We start from the raw sequence: 13,029 nt of genomic DNA, 5'->3' as shown, positions 1-13,029 counted from the left end.
TTTGCCTAGGGAATATCGACCATGCAATGGATCTTCATGCTGATTGGCCTGGTGCTCGGCTGGACGCTCAACGGGTCGTTCAGTGATGCGGGCATTGGCGCGCTACTGGGCTTGGGCGTGGGTCAAGCCCTTCGCCTGTCACAACTGGCGGCCCAAGCCCACACGCAGGCGGCTCAGCTGGAAACCGCACAAAAGGCGCTGATCGCCCTCGGTGATCGCTTGCGGCAGCTGGAAGTGCCGGAGCCCACAAGCAGTGTTATTGAAGAACCCTCCATTCCAGAACCCACACCCGTCGCCAAGGCCTCCGACCTTGTCTGGGAGTTGCCTGTCGATTTGGCACCCGCACCCATGGCCGCTGAAGCCAGCCAACCGCTACCGGCAGACATACGGGCGCCGGCCCCCCAACCGCGTGTTGAACAACCTGCTACCCCCCGCGAACCGGACCTGTTTGAGCGTGCATTCAACGCTGCGCGCCACTGGCTGCTGGGTGGCAATACCGTGCTGCGGGTCGGCGTGGTGCTGTTGTTCCTTGGCCTGGCGTTCCTGCTGCGTTATGCCACCGAAGGCATGGTGGTGCCCATTGAACTGCGCTACGCCGGGGTTGCGGCGGCGGCCGTTGGCCTGCTGGGCTTGGGTTGGTGGCTGAGGCTGCGTAATGGCAGCTACGGCTTGATGCTGCAAGGCGCAGGCATTGCTGTGTTTTACCTAACGGTGTTTGCGGCGATGCGTTTGCACCCGCTGATCGACCCCGGGGTCGCGATGGGGTTGCTGGTTGCGGTCACGGTGTTTTCGGCGATCCTGGCGATCACCCAGGATGCACTGGCGCTGGCCTGTGCGGCGGCGTTGGGCGGTTTTGCAGCGCCGATTCTGGTGTCGACCGGCGCGGGTAGCCATGTAGCATTGTTCAGCTACTTTGCGCTGCTCAACGCCGGCATCCTCACGATTGCCTGGTTCAAGGCCTGGCGCCCGCTGAACGTGATCGGGTTTGTCGGCACCTTTGGTATTGGCTTCGCCTGGGGCTCGCGTTCCTATACGCCAGAACTGCTGTGGAGCACCGAGCCCTTCCTGATTCTGTTCTTCGTGATGTACCTGGCCATCGGCCTTTTGTTCGCCCGCCGCAAACTGCTGGAGTCGGGTGGGGGCGACAGCCTGGGTGCGCAGTTGCGTAAGGGCGACTATGTCGACGGCACCTTATTGTTCGGGCCGCCGCTGGTGGGTTTTGGCTTGCAGTTTGCGCTCGTACAGCACCTGGAATTCGCCGCTGCGCTCAGTGCGCTGGGCCTGGGCATCATTTATATGGTGCTGGCCCGCGTGCTCAGCAGTGGGCGCGCGTTGCTGTTGGCGGAAACCTGCCTGGCCCTGGGCGTGATCTTCGCCAGCCTGGCGATCCCCTTGGGTCTGGACGCGCGCTGGACGGCGGCTGCGTGGGCTGTCGAAGGTGCCGGCATCTTCTGGCTCGGCATCCGTCAACAGCGTCCTTTGGCACGGGCATTTGCTCTGTTGCTGCAACTGGGTTCGCTGCTCGCCTTCCTCAGCGAACTGCGCGATGGCCATGACACCTTGCTGCAAGACGTGCCCTTGGAGGCTTTTTTGCTGGGCGCGGCACTGCTGTTCAGCTTTTATCAAATACACAGTACTGCGCCGGAACTCACCCGGCGATGGGAGCGGGTTGGCGCACCATGGCTCGCCGCGTCAGGCTTGGGCTGTGTCTACCTGCTGGGGCCGATGTTGTTTTCCACCCAGGGCAGCATCATCAGTTGGGCAATGGCGGGTCTTGCAACGCTGTGGGCAGGCCAGCGCATCGGTTCGCCTGCAGTAGTGCGCTGCGCTATCGCGGTGCAGGTGCTGGCCGGCGTGCTGTTTGTGCTCGACCTTGCGAACAATGCGTGGACACCGCTGATCATCGCCTTGGCGGCCATGCTCGGCGCCTGGCGCTTGCCCCGTGGCCGTGTGTCCGAGGGTCTGCTCGCCTGGGGCGTGGCCTGGTGGGCGCTGGCAGTGATCATTGAAGTGTGGCGCACAGCGCCTGCGGGCTGGAATACACCGCTGTTGCTGATCGCAGCGGCGCTGAGCGCGGCGATCTGGACGGTGCTGGCGCTGCGTTTGCGCTGGGCTGCCTTGGGCATTGCCAGCACGTTGTTGATACCCGCGACAGGCTTGGTGTTGCTGAAGGCCTGGAGCGAGCACTACCACCCGGCGGCGCAGTTCGGCTGGCTGGCCTGGTGGGTGGTGTTCGCCGTGCATTTCATCTCGCTGCGGCGCTTGGCGACGTTGGTGCCCGAAAAAGTGTTGAGCGCTGCCCACGTTTTAGGCTGCTGGATGCTGATCGGCGTATTGGCGTTGGAACTGCGTTACGGCCTGATGTGGTTGTCGGATCAATACAACGCCTGGCGCTGGTTGGGTTGGGCGGTTCTGCCCAGCCTGTATCTGGTGCTGGCTGCCACGCTGCGCAGTTGGCCTTGGCCGGTGTCGGCGCATCCAAGGGAATACCGCGTACTCGCCGGCTTGCCGTTGGCGGCACTGATGCTTGGCTGGTTCTGGCTGGCCAATACCTTCAGCGACGGCACGGCTGAGCCGCTGTCCTACGTACCGCTGCTCAATCCGTTGGACGTGGGCTTACTGTTCGCGCTGTTGGGCGTGTACTTGTGGTCACGCAGCGTCGCACCACAACACGAACAGATCGCCCAGGGTGTGGCGGGGCTGTCGCTGTTTGCGTTCTTCACGGCCTTGGTGATGCGCACTGCGCACCATTGGGGCGGCGTGCCGTTTCACCTGGATACGTTGCTTGAGTCGATGCTGGTGCAAGCCGGCTTGTCGATCGTGTGGACCCTGATCGCCCTCGGCCTGATGATCGGTGGTCACCTGCGCCATCGTCGCGAAGTGTGGCTGATCGGTGCGGCGCTGATTGCCGTGGTGGTGGCCAAGCTGTTCTTTGTCGAGCTGAGTAACCGAGGCGGGCTAGCGCGTATCGTATCGTTTATTGGCGTGGGTGGGCTGTTGCTGGTAGTGGGCTACTTCGCACCGCTGCCGCCCAAGCGTGTTGAAGCTGAGGGAGCGTCTTCTTGATGAGTAAGCTGAGTTTGAGTGGGTTGGCGGTATGGGGGATATGTTCGGTGGCCTTCGCTCAAGAAGGCCCGGCTGACTTTGCCACCCAGGTACCGCTGGCCGTGAGTGGCAATGGCCCTTGGTATCGTTTGGAGTTGCCATTGGCGGTGCAGTTGAACGCCCGTCAGGCCGATCTCAGTGACGTGCGCGTTTTCAACGCGGCGGGTGAGCCCCAGGCCTATTCGCTCTCGCGCCAGGCCTCACAGCGCACCGAGAGCCGCAACGTCACTGAGGTGAAGTGGTTCCCCCTGTACGCCGCCGATACGCAGGAAGCGTTGCCGGGGGTGGTGATGAAATCCACCGCCGAAGGCACCTTGCTGGAGGTTCGCCCGTCCTCGGTCAAGGGCCAGCAAGTGCTGCGCGGCTGGGTGCTGGATGCCAGTGCGATCAAGGCGCCGTTGCAGCAGCTGACCCTGGACTGGAGCCTTGAGCAGGACGGTTTCCAGCGTTTCAGCATTGAGGCCAGCGATGATTTGCAGCACTGGAAAGCCTGGGGCGATGGGCAAGTGGCGCGCCTGTCGTTTGCCGACAACGAGCGGGTTGAGCAGCATGACGTGAGCTTGCCCGGTCAATCGGCGCGGTACCTGCGTCTGGTGTGGCAGGGGCGGGCGGCACCGTTGCTGACGTCGGCCAAGCTGGTGAGTGCGACCAGTACCAGCCTGCCGACGCCGCTGGTGTGGTCGCAGCCGCTGGCAGGCGCGCGCCTCAACGCGGGCGAGTACAGCTGGCAGTTGCCCACCGACGTGGTTATCGAGCGCCTGCGCATCGAGTTGAAGCAGCCCAATACCTTGGCGCCGGTGACGTTGGCCGGTCGTCGCGACAGCAAGCAGGCCTGGCAGCCGTTGAGCAATGGTCTGCTGTATCGCCTGGCCCAAGACGGCCAGGACGTGGTGCAGGATGAGTTGCAACTGCCGGGCCGGGCCGTTAGCGAACTGAAGTTGCAGGTGGACGAGCGCGGCGGTGGCCTGGGTGTTGAAGCGCCAGCCCTGCGGTTTGCCGTGCGCGCCACGCACCTGGTGTTCCTGGCGCGGGGCGAACCGCCGTTCACCCTGGTGCTCGGTAATGCGTCGGCCAAGGCGGCCAGCCTGCCGCTGTCGACCCTGATTCCTGACTACAGCGCCGAGCGTCTCAAGGCTTTGGGGCAGGCGAGGGTAGAGGGAGAAGTCGCGGTCAATTCGCCCGTGGCCGTAGCAGCCAAGAATGCCGGGCCAGACTGGAAAAAGCTCGGGCTCTGGGCCGTGCTTCTGCTGGGCGTGGCGGTGCTGGGGGCCATGGCCTACAGTTTGTTGCGCAAACCCCAGGGCAAACCGTGAACTCTATTGGCGTAAAATCCTCTGATTAGAGGAAATCAGCCCCGACTCGCGCTAAACTGCGCGGGTTTTCAGCCCCCCCCATTCTCCGGAGCCTTACATGTCCCGCGTTACTTTGAGTCGCTATCTGATTGAGCAGACCCGCAGCAACAACACGCCTGCCGATCTGCGCTTCCTTATCGAAGTGGTGGCGCGTGCGTGCAAGGAAATCAGCCACGCCGTGTCCAAAGGCGCGCTGGGTGGTGTCCTGGGCAGCATGGGTACCGAGAACGTGCAGGGCGAAGTGCAGAAGAAACTCGACGTGATCTCCAACGAGATCCTGCTCGAAGCCAACGAATGGGGCGGTCACCTGGCCGGCATGGCGTCCGAAGAAATGGACAACGCCTACCAGATCCCGGGCAAATACCCTAAAGGCGCCTACCTGCTGGTGTTCGACCCACTGGACGGTTCGTCCAACATCGACATCAACGCGCCGGTTGGCACCATCTTCTCGGTACTGCGCTGCCCGAACGAATACCTGAGCCAGAACGAGCCGCTGAACGAAAAGGCCTTCCTGCAGCCAGGCACCCAGCAGGTTGCAGCCGGTTACGCGATCTACGGCCCGCAGACCATGCTGGTGCTGACCTTGGGCGATGGCGTCAAGGGCTTCACCCTGGACCGCGAAATGGGCAGCTTCGTGCTGACCCACGAAGACATCACCATTCCGGCGTCCACCCAGGAATTCGCGATCAACATGTCCAACCAGCGCCACTGGGAAGCGCCAGTGACCCGTTATGTCGGCGAGCTGATGGCAGGCGAAGAAGGCCCGTTGAAGAAAAACTTCAACATGCGCTGGGTGGCCGCGATGGTGGCTGACGTGCACCGCATCCTGACCCGTGGTGGCCTGTTCATGTACCCGCGTGACGGCCGCGAGCCTTCCAAACCGGGCAAACTGCGCCTGATGTACGAAGCCAACCCGATGTCGTTCCTGGTCGAGCAGGCTGGCGGCGCTTCGACCGACGGCCACCAGCGCATCCTCGACATCCAGCCGGAAGGCCTGCACCAGCGTGTGGCAGTGTTCCTGGGTTCGAAGGAAGAAGTTGAGCGCGTGACCGCGTACCACAAGCAGTAAATTGCTGCGACAGGTGATCGGCAGTGTTGTGAGCCGGTTCACCCTAAAAGAAGCCCCGAAACGTTTCAGCGTTTACGGGGCTTTTTTGTTTTTGTTCATCGGGAACCAGACACCTCTTTTCCCTTCTAAGCTTCTGGCAGATACCCACGCTGCTTCGTCCCTCCAGGAGTTTTCCATGTCGTTACGCCGTCTCGCTTTGCTGACTTTTTGCGTGCTGTTGGCCGCTTGCAGCAAGGTTAACCAAGAAAATTACGCGAAGCTCTCGGCTGGCATGGCCAAGGCCGAGGTGGAGTCGTTGTTGGGCAAGCCGACCGATTGTTCCGGCGCACTGGGCATGTCCAGCTGCACCTGGGGCGATAAAACCAGCTTTATCAGCGTGCAATATGCCGGTGACAAGGTTCTGATGTTTTCCGGGCAAGGCCTGAAGTAAACCGGGGCGAGAGCCTGCGGGAGAAGAAGAATGATGCGTTTTGTTTTGTTCCTTTGCGCCAGCCTGTTTTTGGCAGGCTGCGCCAGCCATTCTGGCGACGATCTGCAGCCCAAGACTGCCGGTAACGTCAATCTCAAGCGTTACCAGGGCACCTGGTACGAATTGGCGCGATTGCCGATGTACTTCCAGCGCAACTGCGCGCAGTCCGAAGCCCGCTATACCCTGCTGCCCGATGGCGACATGTCGGTGTTCAACCGCTGCCTGACCACCGAGTGGAAGTGGGAAGAGGCCAAGGGGACGGCAACCGCGCAAGTGCCGGGCAAGACTGACAAGCTCTGGGTGGAATTCAACAACTGGTTCACGGCGCTGCTGCCGGGCGTTGCCAAGGGCGATTACTGGGTGCTGTATGTCAGCGATGACTACAAGACCGCGATCGTCGGCAGCCCGAGCCGGCGCTACATGTGGATCCTGTCGCGCACGCCGACGGTCAGTGCCGATACTCGCGAAGACCTGCTGAGCCGCGCGCGCCAGCAGGGGTACGACACCACGCGGTTGATCTGGCGTACGTCGGACAAGCAGATGGCGAAAACCTCGCAGTAGTCTTGAGTCAACCGGGATCAAAATGTGGGAGGGGGCAGCTCCCCTCCCACATTTTTTAACCGAGTAGGTCCTTCAGGACTTGGGTGAACGCCCGATTGCTATCTTCTTCGCCAGCATGATGCCCATCGCGCACCACCCACTTCCCGTTCACCAGCACATCCCGCACCTGCCGATCCCCACCGGCAAACAACCAGCGATTGAGAATCCCATCCGCCGTCGCCGTGGCCAGGTAAGGATCACTGCCATCCAGCACGATCCAATCTGCACGCTTGCCCACTTCCAATCGAGCAATCGGCTGTCCCAGCGCCTGGGCGCCGCCCTCCAGCGCGGCATCGAACAAAGTCCGCCCGACCATCGGCTGGTCACTGCGGTACAGCCGGTTACGCCGTTGATCCCGCAGCCGCTGGCCATATTCCAACCAGCGCAATTCCTCGACCACGCTCAACGACACATGGCTGTCCGAGCCGATCCCCATGCGCCCGCCCTGAGCCAGGAAGTCCACGGCCGGGAAGATTCCATCACCCAGGTTGGCTTCGGTAGTCAGGCACAGGCCGGCAATCGCACGGCTCTTGGCCATGCGCGTGACTTCATCGGCATCGGCATGAGTGGCATGCACCAGGCACCAGCGCTCATCCACCGGGGCGTTGTCGTACAGCCATTGCAGCGGGCGCTTGCCGCTCCAGGCCAGGCAGTCGTCGACTTCCTTCTGCTGCTCGGCAATGTGGATATGCACCGGGCAAGCCTTGTCGCTGGCCGCCAGTACTTCGTTGATCTGTTGCGGTGTCACAGCGCGCAGCGAGTGGAAACACAGGCCCAGTCGCTGCGCCGGTTGTGCGGCGAGGATCGGTTCGAGGCGGGACTGCAGTTCCAGATAATGTTCAGTGCTGTTGATAAACCGTCGCTGGCCTTCATTCGGCGCCTGGCCGCCAAACCCTGAATGGGTGTAGAGCACGGGCAGCAACGTCAGGCCGATGCCGCTGCTGGCGGCAGCCTGGCTGACCTGCCGCGACAATTCGGTGCGATCGTCATACGGCCGGCCACTGACATCGTGGTGCACGTAGTGAAATTCCGCCACTGAGGTGTATCCGGCCTTGAGCATCTCGATATACAGCTGGCGCGCGATCACCTGCAATTGCTCCGGGCTGACTTTGCCGACCATGCGATACATCAGCTCGCGCCAGGTCCAGAAACTGTCATTCGGGTTGCCCGCCACTTCCGCCAAACCTGCCATCGCGCGTTGGAACGCATGGGAGTGCAGGTTGGGCATGCCCGCCAACACCGGGCCTTTCAGCCGCTCGGCAGCCTCTGCGCTGGCATTGGCCTCAACCTTTGTCAGCAGGCCATCGGCACTGACTTCAAGACGTACATCATGGGCCCATCCATCAGGCAGCAGCGCGCGCTCGGCAAAAAAAGCGGACATGATCAGAACACTCCGGTCGTGTGTTTATTTGTATATACATATACAGACGTTTGCCTGCTCGGTAAACTCCGGCAATCTATGCCTCTTTTCCACCTGCAAGGATTCCCCGTGCCGACTCCGCCCGCCAAGTCTTCGCTGGCTGCCCACATGGACGAAAGTCCGGCGCCCTTGTATGCCCGCGTCAAACAGATGATCAGCCAGCAGATCCTCAACGGCAACTGGCCACCCCATTACCGCGTGCCATCGGAAAGCGAACTGGTCAGCCAGCTCGGCTTCAGCCGCATGACCATCAATCGCGCCCTGCGCGAGCTCACCGCCGAAGGCTTGCTGGTGCGCATGCAGGGCGTCGGCACGTTCGTCGCCGAGCCCAAGAGCCAATCGGCGCTGTTTGAAGTGCACAACATTGCCGATGAGATCGCCTCCCGTGGTCATCGGCACACCTGCCAGGTCATCCACCTGGGCGAAGAAGCGGCCGGCTCCGAACGTGCGGTCGCCCTGGAAATGCGCGAAGGCGGGCGGGTGTTTCACTCGCTGATCGTGCATTTCGAAAACGATATCCCGGTGCAAATCGAAGACCGCTTCGTCAACGCCCTGGTTGCCCCGGAATACCTGCAACAGGATTTCACCCAGCAGACGCCCTACGCCTACTTGAACCAGGTGGCGCCGCTGACCGAAGGCGAGCACGTGGTCGAAGCCATCCTCGCCGACGCAGCCGAGTGCAAGCTGTTGCAGATCGACCCGACCGAACCCTGCCTGTTGATTCGCCGTCGCACCTGGTCCGGTCGCCAGCCGGTGACTGCGGCGCGGCTGATCCACCCCGGTTCGCGCCACAGCCTCGAAGGACGGTTCAGCAAATGAGCCGTGTGAACGTCTGGCGCGCCGCCGAGTACGTGCGCATGCCGTGGAAAAACGGCGGCGGCAGCACTGAAGAAATCAGCCGTGATGCCGGCACCGGGCTGGATGGCTTTGGCTGGCGCCTGTCGATTGCCGACATCGCCGAGTCGGGCGGGTTTTCCACGTTCGCCGGGTACCAGCGTGTGATCACCGTGATCAAGGGCGCAGGCATGGTGTTGACCGTGGACGGCGAGGAGCAGCGCGGGTTGCTGCCGCTGCAGGCCTTCGCCTTCAAGGGTGACAGCCAGGTGGCGTGCCGCTTGATCACCGGGCCGATCCGCGATTTCAACTTGATCTATTCGCCAGCGCGTTATCACGCGCGGTTACAGTGGATCGACGGTGAGCAGCGGTTCTTCACCACGGCGCAGACGGTGCTGGTGTTCAGCGTGGCGGATGAAGTGAAGGTGCTGGGCGAGAAGCTGGGTCATCACGACTGCCTGCAAATCGACGGTAACACCGGCTTGCTGGATATTTCCGTAGCCGGCCGCAGCTGTGTAATCGAACTGACTCAGCTCGGTTAAAAAATGTGGGAGGGGGAAAGGCCCCTCCCACAGTTGTTTCTCATTGTTCATAAGATCTGTTTCCAGGCTGCGCACCAATTTGTTACCGAATGCCCCAGCGTGGCGCAAAACCACGCTGTCATGACAAACCCCCCGCGCTGTAAAACTCTCCCCTGAGAAATTTCATCAAGTCTCGAAGCCTTGATTTCCAAGGCTTGCGAATGCTTTCCAAAAAAATCTTAACGACGCCCTCAGCAAGTTGGCCGCTCGATTGCATATGCTTGTATGTACAAGTAAAGATGTGTGCGTAAGAGTCCCTTCGCACCCACCAAGCATGCGCATCGATCGCTGAGGAGTTCTTGCTGTGACCAAGCCTACTAAATACCGTGATGTCGAAATCCGCGCCGCCCACGGTAACAAGCTCACTGCCAAAAGCTGGCTGACCGAAGCGCCACTGCGCATGCTGATGAACAACCTCGACCCACAAGTGGCCGAGAACCCGAAAGAGCTGGTGGTGTACGGCGGCATCGGCCGTGCGGCGCGCAACTGGGAGTGCTACGACCAGATCGTCGAAAGCCTCACCCATCTGAACGACGACGAAACCCTGCTGGTGCAATCCGGCAAGCCGGTCGGCGTGTTCAAGACCCACACCAACGCGCCCCGCGTACTGATCGCCAACTCCAACCTGGTGCCGCACTGGGCCAGTTGGGAACACTTCAACGAACTGGACGCCAAGGGCCTGGCCATGTACGGCCAGATGACCGCCGGCAGCTGGATCTACATCGGCAGCCAAGGCATCGTCCAAGGCACCTACGAAACTTTCGTCGAGGCTGGTCGCCAGCATTACGACAGCAACCTCACCGGTCGCTGGGTCCTCACCGCCGGCCTCGGCGGCATGGGTGGCGCACAGCCATTGGCCGCGACCCTGGCCGGCGCCTGCTCGCTGAACATTGAATGCCAGCAGGTCAGCATCGATTTCCGCTTGAACAGCCGTTATGTCGACGAACAAGCCACCGACCTCGACGATGCCTTGGCGCGCATCGAGAAATACACCCAGGAAGGCAAGGCGATCTCCATCGCCCTGCTGGGCAACGCCGCCGAGATCCTGCCGGAACTGGTCAAGCGCGGCGTGCGCCCCGACATGGTCACCGACCAGACCAGCGCCCACGACCCGCTCAACGGCTACCTGCCGGCCGGCTGGACCTGGGACGAATACCGCGCCCGCGCCAAGACCGAGCCCGCTGCCGTGATCAAGGCCGCCAAGCAGTCGATGGCCGTGCACGTCAAAGCCATGCTGGACTTCCAGAAGCAAGGCATTCCGACCTTCGACTATGGCAACAACATCCGCCAGATGGCCCAGGAAGAAGGCGTGGAAAATGCCTTCGACTTCCCCGGCTTCGTACCGGCCTACATCCGCCCGCTGTTCTGCCGTGGCATCGGCCCGTTCCGCTGGGCGGCGCTGTCCGGCGACCCGCAGGACATCTACAAGACCGACGCCAAGGTCAAAGAGCTGATCCCCGACGACGCCCACCTGCACAACTGGCTGGACATGGCCCGCGAACGCATCAGCTTCCAGGGCTTGCCGGCACGTATCTGCTGGGTCGGCCTGGGCCAGCGCGCCAAGCTTGGCCTGGCGTTCAACGAAATGGTGCGCAGCGGCGAATTGTCGGCACCGGTGGTGATCGGTCGCGACCACCTGGACTCCGGCTCGGTCGCAAGCCCCAACCGCGAGACCGAAGCCATGCAGGACGGTTCCGACGCCGTGTCCGACTGGCCGTTGCTGAACGCCTTGCTCAACACCGCCAGCGGCGCGACCTGGGTTTCGCTGCACCACGGCGGTGGCGTGGGCATGGGCTTCTCCCAGCACTCCGGCATGGTGATCGTCTGCGACGGTACCGACGAAGCGGCCGAGCGCATTGCCCGCGTGCTGCACAACGACCCGGCCACCGGGGTGATGCGTCATGCGGACGCCGGCTACCAGATCGCGATCGATTGCGCCAAGGAACAGGGCCTCAATCTCCCGATGATCAAGTAAGGACTGGCTTGGTCCTTGTGGGAGCTGGCTTGCCTGCGATGCAGACGATGCGGTCTATGAGAATGACCGAGGTGATGCCATCGCAGGCAAGCCAGTTCCTACAGAAGAGCAAGGCTGCACACAAAACAATCCATCAGAGGTTGAATACCCATGGCTGCAAATGACACCACCCCGCTGATCGAAAAACGCTCGATCGACTACATCCCGGAAGCGGAAAGACACGGTCGTCTCTTGAGCCAATTCACCCTGTGGATGGGCGCCAACCTGCAGATCACCGCCATCGTTACCGGGGCCCTGGCCGTGGTGCTGGGAGGTGATGTGTTCTGGTCATTGATCGGCCTGTTGATCGGCCAATTGCTGGGCGGTGGGGTGATGGCGTTGCACGCGGCGCAGGGGCCGCGACTGGGCCTGCCGCAGATGATTTCCAGCCGGGTGCAGTTCGGCGTGTATGGCGCGGCAATCCCGATCGTGCTGGTGTGCCTGATGTACCTCGGGTTCACCGCCACCGGCACGGTGTTGTCGGGGCAGGCGCTGGGGCAGTTGTTTGGCGTCAGCGACAGCGTCGGCATCCTGATCTTCGCCAGCGTGATTGTGCTGGTCACGGTGCTGGGTTATCGCGTGATCCACTTCATCGGCCGCGTCGCCAGCGTCATTGGCGTGATTGCCTTCGTCTACCTGTTCAGTCGCCTGATGAGCCAGACCGATGTCGGCGCGCTTCTGCAAATCCGGCATTTCAGCTGGAGCAGTTTCCTGCTGGCGGTGTCGCTCGCGGCTTCCTGGCAGATCGCCTTCGGCCCCTACGTGGCGGACTATTCGCGCTACCTGCCGAGTCGCACGTCGTCGGTGAAAACCTTCCTGGCTGCTGGCGCGGGCTCGGTCATTGGCGCCCAGGTGGCGATGATCCTCGGCGTGTTTGCCGCCGCCATGTCCAACGGGCAGTTCGCCGGTCACGAAGTGGCCTACATCGTTGGCTTGAGCGGTACCGGCGCCACTGCGGCCCTGCTTTATTTCAGCATCGCGTTCGGCAAGGTGACGATTTCCACGCTGAACTCCTACGGCAGCTTCATGTGCATTGCCACCATCATCAGCGGCTTTCGAGGTCGCCTGGAGGTCACGCGGATGCAGCGCCTGGTGTTTGTGTTGGCCATCGTCGGTACGGCGACGCTGATCGCACTGCTCGGCCAGCATTCGTTCCTCGGTGCGTTCAAGTCCTTCATCTTGTTCCTGCTGGCGTTCTTCACGCCGTGGAGCGCGATCAACCTGGTGGACTACTACTGCATCACCCGCGACCGTTATGACGTGCCAGCGCTGGCCGATCCCAACGGCCGCTATGGCCGCTGGAACCTGCTGGGCATCAGTGTGTATGTCTTCGGCGTGCTGGTGCAGCTGCCGTTCATCTCCACCAAGTTCTACACCGGTCCGCTGGTGGCGGCGCTGGGCGATGTGGATATCTCCTGGATCATCGGCCTGGTACTGCCTGCCGCCCTGTATTACCTGTGTGCGAAAAAATGGCACGGCACGGTGCCCGATCACCTGATCCTGCCGGAAGAGCAGGGCAGCGCCTCTATGACGACAAACGGGCTGACTGCACAAGCCTGACGGGACGTAGACAGGCTGGATGCCT

Annotated in this window: 10 protein-coding genes; 9 read left to right on the top strand and 1 reads right to left on the bottom strand. The window is 62.0% G+C overall.

Annotation, left to right across the window (positions count from 1 at the left end):
- Positions 1-21 precede the first annotated feature (21 nt).
- The 5 genes from CQ041_RS12585 (at position 22) to CQ041_RS12565 (ending at position 6,556) form a co-directional block, all read left to right on the top strand.
- Positions 22-3,066, top strand: a complete 3,045-nt coding sequence (locus CQ041_RS12585) for a DUF2339 domain-containing protein (RefSeq protein ID WP_105522151.1) — start codon at positions 22-24, stop codon at positions 3,064-3,066.
- Positions 3,066-4,418: a DUF3999 domain-containing protein gene (locus CQ041_RS12580; protein ID WP_105522150.1), complete on the top strand. Its 1,353-nt coding sequence runs from the start codon at positions 3,066-3,068 to the stop codon at positions 4,416-4,418. The genes CQ041_RS12585 and CQ041_RS12580 overlap by 1 nt, the downstream gene beginning before the upstream one ends.
- Positions 4,419-4,515: 97 nt before the next feature.
- On the top strand, positions 4,516-5,526 hold the full coding sequence (locus tag CQ041_RS12575) for a class 1 fructose-bisphosphatase (RefSeq protein WP_105522149.1): 1,011 nt from the start codon (positions 4,516-4,518) through the stop codon (positions 5,524-5,526).
- 175 nt (positions 5,527-5,701) lie between these two features.
- Positions 5,702-5,956 (top strand): hypothetical protein, encoded by a 255-nt coding sequence (locus CQ041_RS12570; protein WP_017734861.1) that lies wholly within the window; start codon positions 5,702-5,704, stop codon positions 5,954-5,956.
- Positions 5,957-5,986: 30 nt separating this feature from the next.
- On the top strand, positions 5,987-6,556 hold the full coding sequence (locus CQ041_RS12565; protein WP_105522148.1) for a lipocalin family protein: 570 nt from the start codon (positions 5,987-5,989) through the stop codon (positions 6,554-6,556).
- A gap of 55 nt (positions 6,557-6,611) precedes the next feature.
- Here the strand turns inward: CQ041_RS12565 and CQ041_RS12560 are convergent, their stop codons facing one another.
- Complete coding sequence (locus CQ041_RS12560; RefSeq protein ID WP_105522147.1) at positions 6,612-7,976, bottom strand: formimidoylglutamate deiminase; 1,365 nt, start codon at positions 7,974-7,976, stop codon at positions 6,612-6,614.
- 147 nt (positions 7,977-8,123) lie between these two features.
- Between CQ041_RS12560 and hutC the strand changes: the two genes are divergently transcribed.
- The 4 genes from hutC (at position 8,124) to CQ041_RS12535 (ending at position 13,004) form a co-directional block, all read left to right on the top strand.
- Complete coding sequence (gene hutC, locus CQ041_RS12555) at positions 8,124-8,834, top strand: histidine utilization repressor (protein ID WP_240995337.1); 711 nt, start codon at positions 8,124-8,126, stop codon at positions 8,832-8,834.
- Positions 8,831-9,391, top strand: coding sequence for a HutD family protein (locus CQ041_RS12550; RefSeq protein WP_105522145.1), 561 nt, complete (start codon positions 8,831-8,833; stop codon positions 9,389-9,391). The genes hutC and CQ041_RS12550 overlap by 4 nt, the downstream gene beginning before the upstream one ends.
- A 343-nt stretch (positions 9,392-9,734) precedes the next feature.
- Positions 9,735-11,405 carry a urocanate hydratase gene (hutU, locus tag CQ041_RS12545; RefSeq protein WP_105522144.1) on the top strand — a complete coding sequence of 557 codons (1,671 nt, stop codon included), beginning with the start codon at positions 9,735-9,737 and terminating at the stop codon, positions 11,403-11,405.
- A gap of 150 nt (positions 11,406-11,555) precedes the next feature.
- Complete coding sequence (locus CQ041_RS12535) at positions 11,556-13,004, top strand: cytosine permease (protein WP_105522143.1); 1,449 nt, start codon at positions 11,556-11,558, stop codon at positions 13,002-13,004.
- The last annotated feature ends 25 nt before the right edge of the window (positions 13,005-13,029 follow it).

The sequence above is a fragment of the Pseudomonas sp. MYb60 genome (assembly GCF_002979555.1).
Lineage (GTDB): Bacteria > Pseudomonadota > Gammaproteobacteria > Pseudomonadales > Pseudomonadaceae > Aquipseudomonas.
This window is presented reverse-complemented; position numbering and strand designations above follow the sequence as displayed.

What these genes read in the sequence shown, in the direction of transcription:
- CQ041_RS12585 (WP_105522151.1), top strand. Translation starts at nt 22, where the DNA reads ATGCAATGGATCTTCATGCTGATTGGCCTGGTGCTCGGCTGGACGCTC.
- CQ041_RS12580 (WP_105522150.1), top strand. Translation starts at nt 3,066, where the DNA reads ATGAGTAAGCTGAGTTTGAGTGGGTTGGCGGTATGGGGGATATGTTCG.
- CQ041_RS12575 (WP_105522149.1), top strand. Translation starts at nt 4,516, where the DNA reads ATGTCCCGCGTTACTTTGAGTCGCTATCTGATTGAGCAGACCCGCAGC.
- CQ041_RS12570 (WP_017734861.1), top strand. Translation starts at nt 5,702, where the DNA reads ATGTCGTTACGCCGTCTCGCTTTGCTGACTTTTTGCGTGCTGTTGGCC.
- CQ041_RS12565 (WP_105522148.1), top strand. Translation starts at nt 5,987, where the DNA reads ATGATGCGTTTTGTTTTGTTCCTTTGCGCCAGCCTGTTTTTGGCAGGC.
- CQ041_RS12560 (WP_105522147.1), bottom strand. Translation starts at nt 7,976, where the DNA reads ATGTCCGCTTTTTTTGCCGAGCGCGCGCTGCTGCCTGATGGATGGGCC.
- hutC (WP_240995337.1), top strand. Translation starts at nt 8,124, where the DNA reads ATGGACGAAAGTCCGGCGCCCTTGTATGCCCGCGTCAAACAGATGATC.
- CQ041_RS12550 (WP_105522145.1), top strand. Translation starts at nt 8,831, where the DNA reads ATGAGCCGTGTGAACGTCTGGCGCGCCGCCGAGTACGTGCGCATGCCG.
- CQ041_RS12535 (WP_105522143.1), top strand. Translation starts at nt 11,556, where the DNA reads ATGGCTGCAAATGACACCACCCCGCTGATCGAAAAACGCTCGATCGAC.